A 16,166-nucleotide genomic window follows, 5' to 3' on the forward strand; every position below is an offset into this window, starting at 1 on the left:
GAGAGGAGTCCGCTCCGCCCAAGGACTTGGGCGGGCTGGATTCCTGTGACAAGCACAGGAATGAGGGAAGCATAAGCCGCCTCATTCCGCCGGTTCCATCGCCACCCGCGCCGCCTTGGCCCGCCGGCTGGGCGCGCCGACGCGCAGGCGGCGGTCGCTGAGCGAGACGATGCCGCCGAGCGCCATGATGATCGCCCCGCCCCAGATGCAGACGATCAGCGGCTTCCACCAGATGCGCACGACGATGCTGCCGTCATTGCCGGCGTCGCCGAGCGAGACGTAGAGCTGGCTGAGGCCGAAGGTCAGGATGCCGGCCTCGGTGTCGTGGCGCTCTTGCGGGCGGTGAAGATGCGCTTGGCCGAGGACACGGTGGCAACGGCGACGCCGCCGCGGCTGACGGTGAAGGTGCCGCGATCTTCCGTAAAGTTCGGGCCGACGCCGGGCTTCATGCCGTCGAAATGCAGGCTGTAGCCGCCGAGCGCCGTGGTGGCGCCCGGCTTCATGTCCAGGATGTTTTCCGTCTGGAAGGTGCTGACGGCGACGATGCCAAGCACGGTGACGCCGAGCCCGGCATGGGCCAGCGCCGAGCCGAAGGCCGAGCGCGGCAGGCCGGCGAAGCGCCGCCAGGCGACATTGGCGGCACCTTGCCGATGCCGGCCCTGAACCACAGGTCGGTGGCGGCGCCAAAAATCAGGAACAGGCCGGCGCCAAGGCCGAGGATGGCCATGACAGGACCGCCATGCTGGACATAGAACAGCACCAGCGCCGCGACGAAGGCAAGACCGGCGGCGGCGTAGAGCCGCTGGAAGGCGCCGAGCAGGTCGCCGCGCTTCCAGGCGAGCAGCGGGCCGAAGGGCACGGCCACCAGCAGCGGGATCATCAGCAGGCCAAAGGTCATGTTGAAGAAGGGCGGGCCGACGGAAATCTTGTCGTTGGTCAGCGTTTCCAGCGCCAGCGGATAGAGCGTGCCGGTCAGCACCGTGCCGCAGGCGACGGTGAGGATCAGGTTGTTGAGCACCAGCGCGCCTTCGCGCGAGATCGGCGCGAACAGGCCGCCGGCCGTCAGTTTTGGCGCCCGCAAGGCAAACAGCGACAGGGCGCCGCCGATGAAGATCAGCAGGATGCAGAGGATGAAGACGCCGCGCGTCGGATCGCTGGCGAAGGCATGCACCGAGGTCAGCACGCCGGAGCGCACCAGGAAGGTGCCGAGCAGCGACAGCGAGAAGGTGAGGATGGCGAGCAGCACGGTCCAGATCTTCAGCGCATCGCGCTTTTCCATCACCAGCGCCGAATGCAGCAGCGCGGTGCCGGCCAGCCACGGCATGAAGGAGGCGTTCTCGACCGGATCCCAGAACCACCAGCCGCCCCAGCCGAGCTCGTAATAGGCCCAGTAGGAGCCCATGGCGATGCCGGCGGTGAGGCAGGTCCAGGCGGCGAGCGTCCAGGGGCGCACCCAGCGCGCCCAGGCGGCATCGATGCGGCCTTCGATCAGGGCGGCGACGGCAAAGGAGAAGCAGACGGAGAAGCCGACATAGCCGAGATAGAGCAGCGGCGGATGGATGGCGAGGCCGATGTCCTGCAGCACCGGATTGAGGTCCTTGCCCTCGGCCGGCGCCGGATCGAGGCGGGTGAAGGGATTGGAGGTCAAGCAGGATGAAGATCAGGAAGGCGACCGAGATCCAGGCCTGCACCGACAGCACGTTGGCGCGCAGCGTGTCCGGCAGGTTGCGGCCGAACACGGCGACGAGGCCGCTGAACAGCGCCAGGATCAGCAGCCAGAGCATCATCGATCCCTCGTGATTGCCCCAGACGCCCGACACCTTGAAGATCATCGGCACCAGCGAATGGGAATTCTCCCAGACGTTGACGACGGAAAAATCGGAGACGACATGGGCGTAGGTCAAGACGCCGAAGGAGAAGGCGACGAGCACGAACAGCGCGATCGAGCCCGGCCGGGCCACATCCATCATCGCCTGATCCTGGCGCCGGGCGCCGATCAGCGGGATGGTCGAGACGATGATGGCGGTGGCCAGCGCCAGAACCAGTGCGTAATGTCCAAGCTCGATGATCATTTGCTGGCTTCCTCGCCGCCCTTCCAGGTGCCGTCCTTCTTCAGGCGATCGGCGACCTCTTTCGGCATGTAGCGTTCATCATGCTTGGCAAGCACCGTGTCGGCAACGAAAACATCGTCGCCCGGCTCGAAGCGGCCTTCGGTGACGACACCCTGCCCCTCGCGAAACAGGTCGGGCAGGATGCCGGTATATTTGACCTTGACGGCGGCAGCGCTGCCGTCGGTGACGGCAAACTGCACCGTCGTCCCCTCGCCGCGCACCACCGTGCCCTCGCCGACCAGGCCGCCGAGGCGGATCAGCGTGCCGGGACTGACCGGCTTCTTGGCGAGATCGCCGGGCATGTAGAAATAGGCGACCGACTGGCTGAAGGCGAACATCACCAAAAACACCGCGACGACGATAAAGCTCATGCCGCCGCCGATGACGGCCAGGCGTTTCTGCTTGCGGGTCATGGCTGCGTCGCCTCCGTCGGAAGATCGAGCTGCTTGGCAAGCGCCACCAGCTGCTGGCCCTGCTCGCCGCTGGCCGGGAAAGGCCGCCAGGCCGCGCTTCAGGGCATCGGCGGCCTTATCCTTGTCATCAAGCACGGCATAGGAGCGGATCAGCCGCATCCAGCCTTCGAAATTGTTGGGATCGTCCTTGAGCTTGGCGTCGAGCGTGTCGACCATGCCCTTGATCATCTGCTGGCGGTCGCCGCTGTTCATCGTCTGGGCGGCGGCGACGTCTTCGGCGTCGGGGGCGCCGAGCGCCTTCGGATCGGCGGCAGGCGGTGCGGCCGGGGCGCCGCCGTTCTTGGCGATATGCTGGTTGACCAGCGGCAGCCAGGGCGCATCGGCCGGCGATTCGCTTGCCAGCGCCACAAAGGCGTTCTTGGCCTCGTCCGCCTTGCCTTCCTGCTCGAAGGCCAGCGCCAGGTAGAATTTGGCGCGCGGATTGTTGGGGTCCATCTGCACCGATTGCTGCAGCGCCTCGCGGGCCTCGGCCGTGACGACGCCGTCGGAAGTGGCCATCAGCGTTTCGGCCAGGCTGCCCAGCCGGTCGGGCGTCGGCCCGAGCAGGCGGATGGCATTGCGATAGGCGACCTGCGCATCGAGGAAGCGGCCGGTCTTCATGTAGATCGGCGCCAGCACGGCCCAGCCTTTGCCGTCATCGGGGTTTTCGGCCAGATGATGCTCGGCCTTGGCCACCAGGATGGCCATGTCGTTGCCGGGGTGTTCGAGCCGCGCTTCCAGCGGCTGCGACGGCAGACCGGGATCGCCGGTCCGCAAGTACAGACAGAGACCGAGCACCGGCAGCAGGAGGATGATGAAGGCCTGCGTCAGGCGGTGGGACTTTCGGCCAACAGCCCTTGCCGGCGCCTTGTCCGGCGCGGCGGCGACCGCCAGCAGCCGCCGGCCGATTTCGGCCTTGGCATAAACGGCCTGCTCGGCGGTAATCAGCCCGCCGGCCAGGTCGCGATCGAGTTCGGCCAGCTGGTCGCGGTAGACGGCGGTTTCGCCGGCACGATCGAGCTCTGCCGCCTGCGCGCCGCGCAGCAGCGGATAGAGCAGGACGGCGCCGACACTTGCCGTCAGAACGGCAACGATGATCCAGAACAACATAGACGCCCAATACGTTAACGCTGCAGGCATTCCAACTGCGAAAGCTTAAATGACGAAAATTTGAGGCGTTTGGCCGCAAGGCCTCCAGCACAATCTACACTGGACGAGCCGGCTGGCCTACCCGCCGCCCTCCGCGCTACTCGAGCGGCGTCCAGGTGCCGTTGTCGTTGCGGCAGGCAGAGCCGCGCGCAACAGTCTGCTTGCCGTCGACGGTGACCGTATGGGTATATTGCCGGCAATTCTGCGAGCCGACCTGATAGGGGGCGGCGGCCACCACCTGGCCGCTGATGCCGCGGCCGCTCCAGACCACCGGCTGGCCGCCGGGGGCGGCTTCGAGCGCGCGGTACTCCGCTTCCAGCGCCCGCTGCTTGTCGCTGTCGCCGATGGTCAGGCCGGTATGAGCGATGATGCCGCCGTCAAGGGCGGTGATGAAGGGTGCGGACGGGTTGCTCTTGATCGGCGAGAGCCTGGCCAAAGCGCCTTTGGCACTCGTCGTGCCGCAGCCGGACAGGGAGACGGCGACCAACAGGACGGCGACGATCGAAGAGGAAATGCCAAGCTTCATGCAACCGAACCAGGATTAACTGCCCAAAGACGAAAAAACCGTCCTGCGATCCACGAAGGGCATCCCCATGGCGCATTCGATCTTTCTGGCATCATGCCGCCGCTCACGCAACATCCTTTGCAACGCCCGGCAGAATTAGGCAGGCCCGCAGCCCGCCCGGGGCGCCGCGCGACAAGGTCAGCCGGCCCTGATACTCGGCGGTGATCTCGCTGACGATCGACAGGCCAAGGCCGGTGCCCGGCTTGCTTTCGTCCAGCCGCCGGCCGCGTTTCATCGCCTCGCGGATCTGGTCTGGCTCGAGGCCCGGCCCGTCATCCTCGACGACCAGCTCGACCCAATAGCGGCGGGCCGGATCGAGGCCCTTGACGTCGGGCGCCGCCTCGACGGCGCTGACCACCACCTTGTGCCTGGCGAAGCGGGCGGCATTTTCCAGCAGATTGCCGACGGTTTCCTCGAGATCCTGCTGTTCCATCGCCAGCGCCAGGCCGGGGCTGACGGTCAGCTCGAAGGCGATCTCGCTGTTCAGCCGCCGCATGACGCGCACCAGCCGCTCCAGCGCCGGCTCGGCATCGGTGCGGGCCAGCACCGATTCGCGCTGGGCGGCGATGCGGGCGCGGTTGAGATAGGACTGCACCTGCCCCTGCATCGCCTCCGCCTGGCCCTTGACCAGATCGCCATGCGATTGATCCAGCACCCGCGATTCGTTGAGCAGCACGGCAATCGGCGTCTTCAGCGAATGGGCGAGATTGCCGACCTGCATGCGGGCCCGCTCGACGATGCGGCGGTTGCTGTCGATCAGCGCATTGACCTCGTTGGCGAGCGGCAGGATTTCGCGCGGGAAATCGCCCTGCAGCCGCTCGCTCTCGCCGGCGCGGATGCGCTCCAGCGCGCCGCGCGCCTGGTCGAGCGGCCTGAGGCCGTAGAGAATGGCCAGCGCATTGACGATCAGGCTGCCGATGCCGAAGACGACCAGCGCCAGATAGAGACTGTGGGAAAAGGTGCCGACATCATCCTCGATGACGCCGATATTGCCGGTGACGCGGAATCGCGCGGCGCGGCCGTCGGTGTCGAGCACGACCTCGGTCTCGGCCACCTGGACACGATTGCCGAAGGAATCCGTGACGATGTAGTAGCGCTCGTAATTCTTGTCGAACGGCGCCTCGATCACCGACAGCACCGGCAGGTTGGCCGATCCGAGCGACGGCGAGACCAGCGGGTGCTGCGGTATAGGTGCCGAGCGGCTCGACCATCCAGTACCAGCCGGTCTTCGGCTGGGCGAAGCGCAGGTCGCCGAGCTGCGGACTGCCGGCCAGCGCCCCCTGGTCGCCGATGGTGACGGAATTGATGACGTTGTAGAGCTGCGCCCGCAGCAGATCCTGAAAGCCGCGCTCGGCGCTCTTGCGGTAGAGCGTCGAGATGACAAGGCCGATGACCACCAGCGCCACGGCCGACCACAGCGTGGTCAGCAGCAGGACGCGGGCGGTGAGCGACTTAATTGGCATTGGTCGGCGCTTGAATGCGGTAGCCCAACCCCCGAACCGTTTCGATGAGGTCGACGCCCATCTTCTTGCGCAGGCGACCGACAAACACCTCGATCGTATTGGAATCGCGATCGAAATCCTGGTCGTACATGTGCTCGACGAGTTCGGTGCGCGACACCACCTCGCCCTTGTGATGCATCAGATAGGCCAGCAGCCGGTATTCGTGCGAGGTCAGCTTCAGCGGCTTGCCGTCGACGCTGGCCTTCGAGCTCTTGGTATCGAGCCGCACCGGGCCGCAGATGATTTCCGAGGAGGAATGGCCGGCGGCGCGGCGGATCAGGGCGCGGATGCGGGCGAGCACTTCTTCGACATGGAACGGCTTGGCGACGTAATCGTCGGCACCGGCATCGATGCCGGCGACCTTGTCGCTCCAGCGGTCGCGGGCCGTCAGCAGCAGCACCGGCATGCCCTTGCCGGCCGTCCGCCACTTTTCCAGCACGGTGATGCCGTCCATTTCCGGCAGGCCGATATCGAGGATGATGGCGTCGTAGGGCTCGGTATCGCCGAGATAGTGGCCTTCTTCGCCGTCGAAGGCGACATCGACGACATAGCCGGCCTCCTTCAGCGCGTCGGCCAGCTGGCGGTTCAGATTGACGTCGTCTTCAACTACGAGAATGCGCATGTTTCCGCCCAATTCCTAACGATTCGCGATGCCTGGTCAGGCTGCTCCTACATCGGAACCTTTACCGTCACCTTACGCGGGCGCTCGCCATTGCCCTGCACCAGGACGGTGATGACGCAGCTGTCGCCGGAAGGCTGCACCGACAGCAGCTGGCCGCCGGTCTTTTCCACCACCTGGGCAGCGGCATCGCTGCAGTCCGACTTTGCGCGCGCGACAAGCGTCGGCGTGGTCACCGGCAACACAGCCGACCCCGCCATCATGGCGACGACCGCTGCTACGCTCAAGGATGATGCCATGCCCATTAACTTTCATGGTGATACGAACTTGAGGGAATAGTTACCCAAACCCGTCTGAATGGCAAATGAATGGGTGGTAATATCCTTCGCCCATAGGCTGCGGCGGAATGCCATTCCCCCAAGGTAGCGTGCGCTAGTTGGATTTGATCGCCGTGCTTGCGGTGACCCGCCCATAGACGGCCAGCAATCCGCCGACCGCGCCGGCGATCGACACGGCGGAATCGGCGATGGTTGCCTGATCGGCCGCACCGATCTGCACCCCCCTGATTTGCAGGGCCGACGCCCCGACCGCCAAGAGCGCACCCCAGATCGTTTTCGAATAGTACCAATGCTTTGCGTCTTCCATGATCAACTCCTCTGGTTGGAAGCTAGACGGCAACGATGGCGGCCGCCGGGATGCCGACCGGCACCCTTTGCCCCAGTTGCGAAATGATGACTTGAAGTTGCGATTGCGCGGCGCCGAAATCGGCGATCTCGTCGGCGGCGGCATAGGTCCAGGTCGGCGCGTCGACCTCCGTTCGCCGCCTCAGCACGCCGTCCTGCATGAGATCGACGCGATAGCGCTCGGTCGGCTCGTCCAGCGGAATGTCGGCAGCTATCCAGTTGTCGGCGTCGATCCGGCCGCGACGGATCCAGGTGAAGACCACCGCCCCTGCCGCATTGCGGCTGCCGCGGATATGCACCGGCGACAGCGGCGTCTGCGCCCGCACGCCGCCGGCAAAGGCAAGGGGACCGGCGCTGTCGCCCGATCCGGCCGCCTCGGCGATCCAGTTGAGCTGCAGGCCCATCTCCTCGCTGGTGAGCCCCAGCGATTTGACCGCATCGTCGAGCATGACGAAAGCCGCCCCGGCGGCGATCCCCGCGGCCATCGCATCTTCCGTCCCGGCCAGGCCGCGCAGCAGGCCGGACAGCCGCCAGCGGCCGGCGGCAATTTCCTCGGCCTGGGTGAACGCGCCGACCTCCCAGCCACCGCCGATGCTTTGCACGGCATAGCGGTTGGCACCGTTCAGCAGCGAAAGCGGCAGCGCCGATTCCAGTCCGCCATAGGCCAGGTCGACCTCGATCGCCTGCGACCAGTCGAAACGGCCGCTGACGCCCGGCGACAGCGGCGCCGCAAGCGTGCCGATCTGCGCCGGACGATCCAGCAGCACCCGGCTGCCATAGGCTTCCGCCGACGCCGAGGCGGAGAGCACCGTCGTCCGCCACGGCCGCGCAAATGCCGCGCCGCGGGCAAAATCGCTGGCAGCGCCGCTTTCGAACTGCGGCAAATCCAGCAGTTCGACGACCGGCGCATACACGGCGGCGGCCGTCCCACCGGCGGATTTCGTCGGCGTCGGGGTGACGACGGCGCCGCCGATCAGCGGCGCGAACTCCCGCGCCTCGATCCTGCGGGCGGCACCATCCTCGATGCGGGTGACGAGAAAACGGCCGGCCGGCCCCTCCGCCACGGAAATCACGTCGCCGGGCTGGACGCCAATGGCCGTCGGCGGCAGCGACAGGCTCAGCGCGCGGCGCGCGACGCGATTGTCGCGCAGCAGGTTTTCGGCCGCCTGCAGCGCCGCATCCTCCGGCAAGATTGCGCCGAGATCGTTGCGCAGCACGCGGTTGGATGCCGACGGCGCGCGACGGGAGCGGACGCTGGCCTGCTGGTAGTCATCGAGCGGATCGTAGAAGGTGACGATGGCTTCCGCGGCAAAATCGCTGTCGTGGCCGCGGGTTTCCTGCCAGAGCGGCTGATCCTCGGCATCGACCACCGCCGCAATGTCGATCGCCGGCAGGCTGGCGGCCGGCCGCGAGCGGAACCGCAGCACCGGGCCATCCTCGATGACGTCGATCTGGAAGACGTCGAGCAGCGGCGCCAGCAGGTCGCGCGCCGAGGCGACGTCGCCCTGGGCATAGCCGGTCAGGTCGCCGCTCACCTGCGAGACGTCGAAATCGAAAAAATTCTGGTCGCGCAGGATGGCGGCGATGATGTCCGCCAGGGTGCCGGCGCCAAGCCGGCCGTTCAGCCAGTGGCCCGTCCGCCAATTGGCGCCGTCGCTCCACAGGCCGGTATCGGTCGGAAAGGCCGGATAGGGCCGCGCATCCCAGGTCCAGACGAAGATGCGGCCGGGATCGACCATGCCGGACGCCGCCCAATGGTCGTGATGGGCTTCGAGAAAGCGACGCTGGACGCTGTCGGCCCGCAGGCGGTTGGAGAAATAGGGCGCCGCCGATTCGACCGACTTCGGGTCGAGAAAGACATTCGGCTGGTTGCCGCCCTTGTCGATCGCCGGGCAGCCGAGTTCGGTCAGCCAGATCGGCTTGGCGCGCGGCGTCCAGGCGGTCGGCGTGGCGCGCTCGGCGCCGCCGACACGCTCGTGATGGGCGTTCGACCACCAGCTTTCGATATCCTTGTAGCGGAAGACCCAGGGCTTTGCGGCCAGCCCGTCGCTGATCGGCGACCGCCGCCGGTTCACCCGGTCGGCGCTGCTGGCATAATACCAGTCGAACCCCTCGCCGCCGGCAATCGCCGCCGTCAGGCCGGCCAGATCGTCCTGCAGCCGGAGGCCGTCGGGGTTCGGCGCCGAGAGATCGTCGTCGCGCCAGTCGGACAGCGGCATGTAATTGTCGATGCCGACGGCATCGATCTCGGGGGCGGCCCACAGCGGATCGAGATGGAAATAGACATCGCCGCTGCCGTCGTCCGGATGGTAGCCGAAATACTCGCTCCAGTCGGCGCCATAGGTCAGCCTGGTCGCCGGCCCGACGATGGCGCGGATGTCGGATGCCAGCGCCGCCAGGGCCTGCACGAAGGGAAACGCGCCGGCCGCATCCCGCAGCTGCGTCAGTCCGCGCAGCTCCGAGCCGATGATGAAACCGTCGACGCCGCCGGCGGCAACCGCCAGATGGGCGTAGTGCAGCAGCATGCGGCGATAGCCTTCGTCGCTGCCGTGATAGGCGACCGATGCGCCGTGGACGGAGAAGTCGGCCGCCGCCGCGGTGCCGCAGAAGGCAGCGATTTGCACGGCCGCGGCCGCCGTCCGGTCGGCGGTCCCGGGCCGGCCGATCGCCGGGAAGGCGGTAATCCTGCCGCGCCAGGGATAGGGCGCCTGTTCGGCCGCCCCTTGCGGATCGGCGAGACCGTTGCCGACGGGAATATCCATCATCACGAACGGATAGAGGCAGACGCTCAGTCCCCGGCTCTTGAGATCGGCGATCGCCTGCAGCACGCTGGCATCGTCCGGCGTGCCGCCATAGGCGGGGCCGCCGTCATTCCGGCTGATCAGATGGGCATCGCCGCGGCCGATCCCCGACACCGACCAACGGCTGCTCTCGCCATCGCGCGTCAAAGTCTCGACACCGGGGACGATGCGGCATTCCCCGGCCCGCAAATCGGTTCCGAACCAGGCAACGACCAACGCCACGCTGTCGAGATTGGGGCAGAGCGCCGTCAGTTCATCGATCGAGGCCTGCCAGTCGGTCGCCGCCGTCAGCACGTTGCGGTTCATCGCCCTGGCGCTGCCGGCGCCGGTCTTTTCGGTGACGCGCACGGTGGCGTAGCCATGTTCCGTCGAGCCCGGGATGATGGTGACGGCCCGCAGCTGGCTTTCGAGCCGTCCGACCGGCCGGACCACCTCGAATTGCAGCAGCGGAATGCGATTGCCGTAGCTGTCGAGCGGCAGCCGTTCGAAGACGACATAGGCCAGGCCGCGATAGGCCGGCGCGTTGCCGGCCCCTTGCTTGGCCTCGATCAGCGGATCGGGCAGCTGGCCCTCGGTGCCGGTATAGACGCGCATCTCGATCCCGGTCAGGTCGATTTCCTTGCCATCGGCCCAGACCCTGCGGATGCAGGCGATCGGCCCGTCGCAGAGGCCGATGGCGATATTGGCGAAGTAGCGGAAGGTCTCGACCCGCGGCCCGGTCGCCTTGCCGCCCGAGCGCTCGCGGGACACCGTCTCCTCGAAGCGCGTCGCCCAGATCAAGCGTGCCGCCGAGCCGGGCCGTGCCGTAGAGGCGGGTGACGGCGGTGCCCTCGTCGGCGCCGGAGATCCGCGCGGTCGACAGCCGGGCGCCGGAAATGGTCCGGCTGCCGTTGATCAGCGCCTTGTCGACGACGCTGCCGGCCAGCGCCCCGGCCGCCCGGCCGATGATCGCACCGAGCGGCCCGAAGACGCCGCCGAGGGCCGCACCCGCCGCCTGAAAGAGGATGGTTGCCATGAACGTCTCGCCAAGGATTGGACACGGGCATCGGCGCAGGGGCAAAAGCCCGCGCTTGAAAATACCCTTTAAAATTGTATTATTCGCAAATATCGAGAGCAGAAGCAGTGGACGCCGCGCCAGCCGGCGTGTCGGCGAGGACGGGCCCCGCCGACCCAGGCAAGGGCCTTGCTCTCGATCATGGAGGTGAGGTTATGTGGCTCTTGCCATTTAGCATCACGCTTGCGGTGAGAAAGACCCGGACGAGCTGGTCAATGACCGTCCGGGTCAGCATCATAGTATAAGCAAACGGTGAGCGAGGTTACCGCCTCGCTCACCACTCCAAAATACTAAAGGTTGCGCCATTTTGCAAGGCAGCCGAGCTGCCCCATGGACAGCAGGGAGCGGAAAAGTCGCCGCCGGCGCTCCCCGGAGCTTGAAAACACCCTCTAAAATTGTATCGTTACTGCCGGTCGAGAGCAGAAGCAGCGGGCGCCGCGCCAGCCGGCGCGTCGGCGAGGATAGGCCGCGCCGACCCAGGCAAGGGCCTTGCTCTCGAACATGGAGGTGAGGTTATGTGGTGGTTTCCACTTAGCATCACGCTGACCGTGAGAAAGACCCGGACGAGCTGGTTATTGACCGTCCGGGTCAGCATCATAGCTTAGCAAACGGTGAGCGGGGCTACCACCTCGCTCACCACTCCAAAATACCCAAGGTTGCCGTCTTTGGCAAGCCCGGCGCTTTTCACGCAAGCATCGGAAAGCCAAAGGCGCCGGCCACGCGGCGTCGCCAGGAGGGCACGAGCGCCGAGCGGATCACCGCCGCCTGTTCGTAGGCGTGGATGAAATGCCCGGCATGGTCGAGAATGCCCGCATGTTTGGCCGCACAGTCCGGCCGCCAGCGAAACAGGATCAGGTCGCCGGGCCTCGCCCGATCGAGGCCATGGGACGGCCCGAAATGGCGCCGGGCGGCGTCCATCAGCCGGTCCTCGCCGCTGCGCTCCGCCCAGTCGCGGGCATAGGCCGGCGGCAATTCGGGATCCTCGCCATAAAGTTCGCGCCAGATGCCGCGGATGAGGCCGAGACAATCGCAGCCGATGCCGCGGCTCGATCCCTGATGGCGATAGGGCGTGCCGATCCAGCCCGCGGCGATCGACAGCACCCGTTGGGCCACATCCTCGCTCATGGAAACAACGGACTGCCGTCGTGCAGACTGCTGCCGTCGGCATAGGTGTAGGCGAAATCGGCGCCCGGCATGTGCGGAAAGCCCCTGAAATTGGCGGGATTGGCGAATTTGGCGCGGCAGGTGGCAAAGCCCTTGTCGCATCCGGCCGTCAGCGCCACGCGGTCGCCGACGTCGGGCAGCCGTGCGAGCGGCAGCCACAGGATCACCTGCGTTGCCGCGTCGACGATGGCATGGCTGTCGATATCGACCGACAGGCCGGCATTGGCGCCATCGAGAAAGGCCAGCCTGCCGCGGTCGAAAAAGCCGGCGGCAAAGCCGGAGATGCCCGACAGGGTCAAGCCGGTGGCATCGTCGACGGAGGCCACACGGCCCTCGGCGCGGTATTGCGGCAGGTTGAGATCGACGCCGCATCTGGCGTCGCCGAGCACGGCGTCGCAACGGCGGTTGTAGATCCGGCCCTGCGGCTCCGCAAGGCGGGCGGCAAAGCTGCGCAATTCGGCCTGGAACTGCCCGGCCTGGCGGGTAACCTCGCCGATCTCCTGGACTTTCAGCAGCAGATGCTGGCTGGGCGTTGCCCAGTTGACGAGATAGACCTCCACCCGCGCCCCGTCGTAGAGGCCGGCCAGCAGATCGGCCTCGGCAATCGCCGCGCTGGAAAAGCCGCCGGCGACATCGCTGGTGCTGGCCGGCAGGCCGGTTTCCTCCTCGCTGCTGCTGGCGGAAAAGCCGCTGGCCGCGAGGAAACGGGTGGCCACGAAGTTCAGGTCGCGATCGTGATCGGTGAAGCCGAGGACGATGCCGTCGCGGCGGACCAGCCGCCAGCCATGGCACAGCGTCGTGGCGTCGCCGGCCAGATGGGCGGCAAGCGCCGGGTCGATGGCTCTCATGGCAGGATCTCCACCAGCGGGATGGACGGGATGCGGCCGGCCTCAAAGGCCGACAGGCTGACGTCGATGCGATCGGTGGCAAAGCGCACCGGGACGTCGAAGGCGAAGCCGGCGGTCACCGGCATGCCGGCCGGCGGAATGGCGTCGGCCGCGAAGGTGACGACGCCGGTCGCCGGGTCGCAGGCCCATTTGCCCGGCTGGCACGGTGATCCCGTTGACCGCCACCACGACCGTGCCGGCCACCGGCTTGGCAATGGCGCGCTGAGACTGTCCGGCAAGGTCGGCATAGGTCTTGCGCAGGGCAAATCGTGCCGTCGCCCCGTCGCCTGTGCCGATTGGCTGATCCACCGGCGTCACCGCCGCGCCGGGCGCAGCCGATGCCCAATCGACGGGATCGCGGAAACGAAAACCGTAAAGCTGGCCGCTGCGCGCCTCGAAGAATTCCAGCACCGCGTAGAGATCGGCGACCGAACGGATGCCGGAGCCGGCGTCATAGCTGCGGCGGGCATCGCGCCAGCGGCTGTTGCGATTTTCGCGGCCGTTCGACAGGTTGACGATATCGGTGCGCCGCACCGGCCCGCCGCTGGTCGCCAGCGACAGGCGCAGCGGAAAGCGGATGTCGTGAAATGCCGTTGTCATTGCGGCCCTCAAAGATTGCGTTGGCCACGCAGCGCCGTGCGCGCCAGCATGGCGGAAATCTGCGCCTGGCTCTTCTGGAAATTCTGGACATCCGGCGTGGTGATGTTGAAGACGATCGACGATCCATTGCTGCCCGAACTGGCCACCCCCAGCGATCCGTCCGCGCCGCGCTTCAGCGGCAGGATCGCCTCCGACCCCGCCTCGCCCATCAGCCCGAGATCGCCGCCCATCGGAAAATAGGTCGGCGCCGCGACGACGCCGCCATCGGCAAAGGCCGTCACCCGCCCCGGCACGCCGCCCTTGGCAAAGCCGAACAGTTTGCCGATGCCGCCGGTCAGGCTGTCGGCCGCCCCGCCAAGTGCCGTCTCCAGCGGCTTCAGGCCGGCCGACAGGGCGATGTTGGTCAAGCGGTTGCCAAGGCTCTGCAGCACGCTATCGAGCCCCTTGCCGCCCGCCGTCGCCGAGGTCAGCGCGCCACCGAGCGCCGTGCCGAAGGAGCGCGAGCGACTGTCGAGATCGTCGAGGGTCTGTTTCAGCGCCTCGGCCTGGGTGTTGGTGTCGGAAAGGTCGGTCTCTTCGGTCATCGGATTTTTCCTGCGATCCTTGCCAGGGTCGGCAAGGCGGGGCGAAGTCCCCTCTCCCCGTCAAACGGGGAGAGGGAGAGGGAGCGTGAGGGGCAACCTGCGAGGGACACGACCAAGAGAGGACCAAGCCAAAAATCCACCCTGCGTGCCCGCTCATTGCGTCAGGCCGACAACGATGCGGAAAACAAACTTTGGTCCGAACTTCGAAACCGTCGCTTGAACGGACTGAAATTCGTCCGACAGCTCCCCCTAGGTCCCTATTTCGCGACTTTGCTTGTCGTGAAAAACATCGTATCGAGGTGGATGGCAGCCAGCATGTCGGCAATGCACAAGACAGGCGGCGCGATGAATTCATGAATGCAAACGGGTGGAGCGTGGTGCGTTTCTGGAATGTTGACCCGCTCACCAATTGCGCCCGTTCACGATGAAAAAGCTCGCGATTTGCGATGGCAGACTGGCCGAACGCGTGGACGCGCAGGATCTTAACTTCAACCCTGCACTCGGGAAATATGCCCCTCACCCCAGCCCCTCTCCCCGCAGCGGCGGAGGGGAAAGCGTGAGGCCAGCGGCCTCGGGTAAATCAGAGAGTCGCGAACATGGGCAGTCCCCTCTCCCCGCGGGCGGGGGAGGGTTAGGGTGAGGGGCACTCTGGGACACTGTCGGTTGTCTTTTCGCAGCAGCCATCCGAGAGAAGAAACCGCGTCACCGTCCTCCCCGAGCAGCCCGCCCCCCTTTGCGAAAAATCGCCGAGCCAATCTTGCCCCCCTCCTCAATCCGGAAACCGCGCCATCATCGCCGCCAATCCTGCCCGATCGAGCGCGGCGCCGGCGGCGACAGGCCGCCGGCCATGGCGTGGAATTCGATCGGCGTCATCGCCCAGAAAATGTCGGGTGGAAGCCGCAGCAGGCAGAGGCCGACATGCAGGGCGCGGCGCCAGGGAAAGGCCGTCGGCCTCGCCTCGCCCGGCCCGTCGGCGGCTCTCCCGGCTGCGGCTAGCGAGGGTCCGGCGCGGGTCCCACCCGCTCCCCGAGGAACGTTGCCGTCAGCAGCTCGCCGACAATCGCCGCAGTTCCGGCAATGCCGCCGCTGATGCCGGCCGCCGCCACGTCCTCGTCGGAATAGACATTGCCGCCGCCGCGCAGGCCGGCGCCGAGGATGCGGATGAGATCGGCAGCCTTCAGCCGGCCGGCCGAAAAGCGCGTCGCCAGGCCGGCGAGATCGTCGGCGGCAAAGGCGGTTTCCAGTTCGGCCAGGGCGCCGAGCGTCAGGCAGAGGATGCGGCGCTCGCCGTCGATTTCCGCCTCGATCTCGCCACGTCGGCGGTTGGCGCGGGCGCCGATGCCGGGGCGCAGCATCACAGCGCTCCGAAGGCGATGGCGCCGGCCGATTCCAGCGCGATGTCGAAGGTCACCTCGCCATTGTGGGCGCCGCCATACTCCAGCGCCGTCACCTGGAAGGCGCCGCTCACCGTGCCGAAATCCGGAATGACGATCTGCCAGGACAGGATCGCCCGCCGAAGAAGGCGGTGCGGATCAGCGCGTCCGACGCCTGGTCCTTGAACAGGCCGGAGCCGGACAGCGAGGCACGCTGCACGCCGGCGCCGCCCAGAAGCTCGCGCCAGCGCCCGACGCTCTCGGCATCGGTGATATCCACCGTCTCGGCATTGAACGACAGCTTTTTGCTGCGCAAGCCGGCCACCGTTTCGTAAGCGCCGCCATTGTCGATCTTCAGCAGCAGGTCCTTGCCCTTCTGCGCCACCATCGGAATTCCTTTCAAAGAAAAAGGCGCCCGGAGGGGCGCCTGTGCGATTGGATGACGTCTTGCCGGCCTGTCGCGCGTCATGCATCCCGGGCGTCGAATTCACGCCGGGAATCCTCGATCGCCGGCCAGTTCGACCGGATCCAGTTGGTAAAGCCTTCGAGCGCCGGCAGCATGCTCTTGCCCATCGGCTGAGCTCGTATTCGACGCGCGGCGGCACCTCGGCGAAATAATGGC

Annotated in this window: 17 protein-coding genes and 4 pseudogenes; 2 read left to right on the top strand and 19 right to left on the bottom strand. The window is 66.8% G+C overall.

The window, feature by feature from the left end; all coding sequences use genetic code 11:
* Positions 1-81: 81 nt before the first annotated feature.
* From PW844_RS07215 to PW844_RS07225, 3 genes are read right to left on the bottom strand one after another with little or no spacing between them, the layout of a single operon-like run.
* On the bottom strand, positions 82-309 hold the full coding sequence (locus tag PW844_RS07215) for a cytochrome c-type biogenesis CcmF C-terminal domain-containing protein (RefSeq protein ID WP_367187753.1): 228 nt from the start codon (positions 307-309) through the stop codon (positions 82-84).
* Complete coding sequence (locus tag PW844_RS07220) at positions 303-608, bottom strand: cytochrome c-type biogenesis CcmF C-terminal domain-containing protein (RefSeq protein WP_299451064.1); 306 nt, start codon at positions 606-608, stop codon at positions 303-305. Before PW844_RS07220 ends, PW844_RS07215 begins: the two co-directional genes overlap by 7 nt.
* A complete protein-coding gene (locus tag PW844_RS07225; RefSeq protein ID WP_299449808.1) occupies positions 500-1,648 on the bottom strand; it encodes a heme lyase CcmF/NrfE family subunit in 1,149 nt (382 codons plus the stop codon). Before PW844_RS07225 ends, PW844_RS07220 begins: the two co-directional genes overlap by 109 nt.
* Here PW844_RS07225 and PW844_RS07230 point away from each other — a divergent pair.
* On the top strand, positions 1,638-2,144 hold the full coding sequence (locus PW844_RS07230; protein ID WP_299449810.1) for a hypothetical protein: 507 nt from the start codon (positions 1,638-1,640) through the stop codon (positions 2,142-2,144). The two genes, PW844_RS07225 and PW844_RS07230, sit on opposite strands and share 11 nt — an antisense overlap.
* Here the strand turns inward: PW844_RS07230 and ccmE are convergent.
* The 13 genes and pseudogenes from ccmE to PW844_RS07290 form a co-directional block, all read right to left on the bottom strand.
* Positions 2,069-3,673 carry a cytochrome c maturation protein CcmE gene (ccmE, locus tag PW844_RS07235; RefSeq protein ID WP_299449812.1) on the bottom strand — a complete coding sequence of 535 codons (1,605 nt, stop codon included), beginning with the start codon at positions 3,671-3,673 and terminating at the stop codon, positions 2,069-2,071. The two genes, PW844_RS07230 and ccmE, sit on opposite strands and share 76 nt — an antisense overlap.
* A gap of 136 nt (positions 3,674-3,809) precedes the next feature.
* On the bottom strand, positions 3,810-4,238 hold the full coding sequence (locus tag PW844_RS07240; RefSeq protein WP_299449814.1) for a hypothetical protein: 429 nt from the start codon (positions 4,236-4,238) through the stop codon (positions 3,810-3,812).
* Positions 4,239-4,341: 103 nt separating this feature from the next.
* Complete coding sequence (locus PW844_RS29400; RefSeq protein WP_367187754.1) at positions 4,342-4,998, bottom strand: ATP-binding protein; 657 nt, start codon at positions 4,996-4,998, stop codon at positions 4,342-4,344.
* A 247-nt stretch (positions 4,999-5,245) separates the two neighbouring features.
* Positions 5,246-5,740, bottom strand: a complete 495-nt coding sequence (locus PW844_RS07250; RefSeq protein WP_299449816.1) for a hypothetical protein — start codon at positions 5,738-5,740, stop codon at positions 5,246-5,248.
* Positions 5,730-6,401, bottom strand: a complete 672-nt coding sequence (locus PW844_RS07255; RefSeq protein ID WP_299449818.1) for a response regulator transcription factor — start codon at positions 6,399-6,401, stop codon at positions 5,730-5,732. Before PW844_RS07255 ends, PW844_RS07250 begins: the two co-directional genes overlap by 11 nt.
* Before the next feature lie 47 nt (positions 6,402-6,448).
* On the bottom strand, positions 6,449-6,703 hold the full coding sequence (locus PW844_RS07260) for a hypothetical protein (protein WP_299449820.1): 255 nt from the start codon (positions 6,701-6,703) through the stop codon (positions 6,449-6,451).
* Between the two features lie 127 nt (positions 6,704-6,830).
* Positions 6,831-7,043 carry a hypothetical protein gene (locus PW844_RS07265; protein WP_299449822.1) on the bottom strand — a complete coding sequence of 71 codons (213 nt, stop codon included), beginning with the start codon at positions 7,041-7,043 and terminating at the stop codon, positions 6,831-6,833.
* A 22-nt stretch (positions 7,044-7,065) separates the two neighbouring features.
* Positions 7,066-10,662: a glycoside hydrolase/phage tail family protein gene (locus PW844_RS07270; RefSeq protein ID WP_299449824.1), complete on the bottom strand. Its 3,597-nt coding sequence runs from the start codon at positions 10,660-10,662 to the stop codon at positions 7,066-7,068.
* Between the two features lie 958 nt (positions 10,663-11,620).
* Entirely contained in the window at positions 11,621-12,061 is a 441-nt protein-coding gene (locus tag PW844_RS07275; RefSeq protein ID WP_299449826.1) for an NlpC/P60 family protein, read from the bottom strand.
* Entirely contained in the window at positions 12,058-12,948 is an 891-nt protein-coding gene (locus PW844_RS07280; protein WP_299449828.1) for a DUF2163 domain-containing protein, read from the bottom strand. The genes PW844_RS07275 and PW844_RS07280 overlap by 4 nt, the downstream gene beginning before the upstream one ends.
* Positions 12,945-13,235, bottom strand: coding sequence for a DUF2460 domain-containing protein (locus PW844_RS29405; RefSeq protein ID WP_367187755.1), 291 nt, complete (start codon positions 13,233-13,235; stop codon positions 12,945-12,947). The genes PW844_RS07280 and PW844_RS29405 overlap by 4 nt, the downstream gene beginning before the upstream one ends.
* A pseudogene (locus tag PW844_RS07285) lies at positions 13,150-13,587 on the bottom strand (TIGR02217 family protein); the annotation flags it as partial. The gene PW844_RS29405 and the pseudogene PW844_RS07285, both read right to left, overlap by 86 nt.
* A gap of 8 nt (positions 13,588-13,595) precedes the next feature.
* Positions 13,596-14,171, bottom strand: a complete 576-nt coding sequence (locus tag PW844_RS07290) for a hypothetical protein (protein WP_299451145.1) — start codon at positions 14,169-14,171, stop codon at positions 13,596-13,598.
* Positions 14,172-14,312: 141 nt separating this feature from the next.
* Here PW844_RS07290 and PW844_RS07295 point away from each other — a divergent pair.
* Positions 14,313-14,599: pseudogene (locus PW844_RS07295) on the top strand (endonuclease domain-containing protein).
* A 361-nt stretch (positions 14,600-14,960) separates the two neighbouring features.
* On the opposite strand, the pseudogene PW844_RS29410 reads toward PW844_RS07295, so the two are convergent.
* The 3 genes and pseudogenes from PW844_RS29410 to PW844_RS29415 form a co-directional block, all read right to left on the bottom strand.
* Positions 14,961-15,101: pseudogene (locus tag PW844_RS29410) on the bottom strand (phage tail assembly chaperone); the annotation flags it as partial.
* A gap of 62 nt (positions 15,102-15,163) precedes the next feature.
* Positions 15,164-15,526, bottom strand: a complete 363-nt coding sequence (locus tag PW844_RS07300) for a gene transfer agent family protein (protein ID WP_299449832.1) — start codon at positions 15,524-15,526, stop codon at positions 15,164-15,166.
* Positions 15,526-16,013, bottom strand: a pseudogene (locus tag PW844_RS29415) (phage major tail protein, TP901-1 family). The gene PW844_RS07300 and the pseudogene PW844_RS29415 overlap by 1 nt, the downstream one beginning before the upstream one ends.
* Between the last annotated feature and the right edge of the window lie 153 nt (positions 16,014-16,166).

Origin of the sequence: Pantoea sp. (assembly GCF_028283705.1) — a bacterium.
In the GTDB taxonomy this organism is placed as follows: Bacteria; Pseudomonadota; Gammaproteobacteria; order Enterobacterales; family Enterobacteriaceae; genus Pantoea.

Excerpts from the sequence above, each read along its gene's own strand:
- ccmE (WP_299449812.1), bottom strand. The coding sequence starts at position 3,673 with ATGTTGTTCTGGATCATCGTTGCCGTTCTGACGGCAAGTGTCGGCGCC.
- PW844_RS07240 (WP_299449814.1), bottom strand. The coding sequence starts at position 4,238 with ATGAAGCTTGGCATTTCCTCTTCGATCGTCGCCGTCCTGTTGGTCGCC.
- PW844_RS29400 (WP_367187754.1), bottom strand. The coding sequence starts at position 4,998 with ATGCAGGTCGGCAATCTCGCCCATTCGCTGAAGACGCCGATTGCCGTG.
- PW844_RS07250 (WP_299449816.1), bottom strand. The coding sequence starts at position 5,740 with ATGCCAATTAAGTCGCTCACCGCCCGCGTCCTGCTGCTGACCACGCTG.
- PW844_RS07255 (WP_299449818.1), bottom strand. The coding sequence starts at position 6,401 with ATGCGCATTCTCGTAGTTGAAGACGACGTCAATCTGAACCGCCAGCTG.
- PW844_RS07260 (WP_299449820.1), bottom strand. The coding sequence starts at position 6,703 with ATGGGCATGGCATCATCCTTGAGCGTAGCAGCGGTCGTCGCCATGATG.
- PW844_RS07265 (WP_299449822.1), bottom strand. The coding sequence starts at position 7,043 with ATGGAAGACGCAAAGCATTGGTACTATTCGAAAACGATCTGGGGTGCG.
- PW844_RS07275 (WP_299449826.1), bottom strand. The coding sequence starts at position 12,061 with ATGAGCGAGGATGTGGCCCAACGGGTGCTGTCGATCGCCGCGGGCTGG.
- PW844_RS07280 (WP_299449828.1), bottom strand. The coding sequence starts at position 12,948 with ATGAGAGCCATCGACCCGGCGCTTGCCGCCCATCTGGCCGGCGACGCC.
- PW844_RS29405 (WP_367187755.1), bottom strand. The coding sequence starts at position 13,235 with ATGCCGACCTTGCCGGACAGTCTCAGCGCGCCATTGCCAAGCCGGTGG.
- PW844_RS07290 (WP_299451145.1), bottom strand. The coding sequence starts at position 14,171 with ATGACCGAAGAGACCGACCTTTCCGACACCAACACCCAGGCCGAGGCG.
- PW844_RS07300 (WP_299449832.1), bottom strand. The coding sequence starts at position 15,526 with ATGCTGCGCCCCGGCATCGGCGCCCGCGCCAACCGCCGACGTGGCGAG.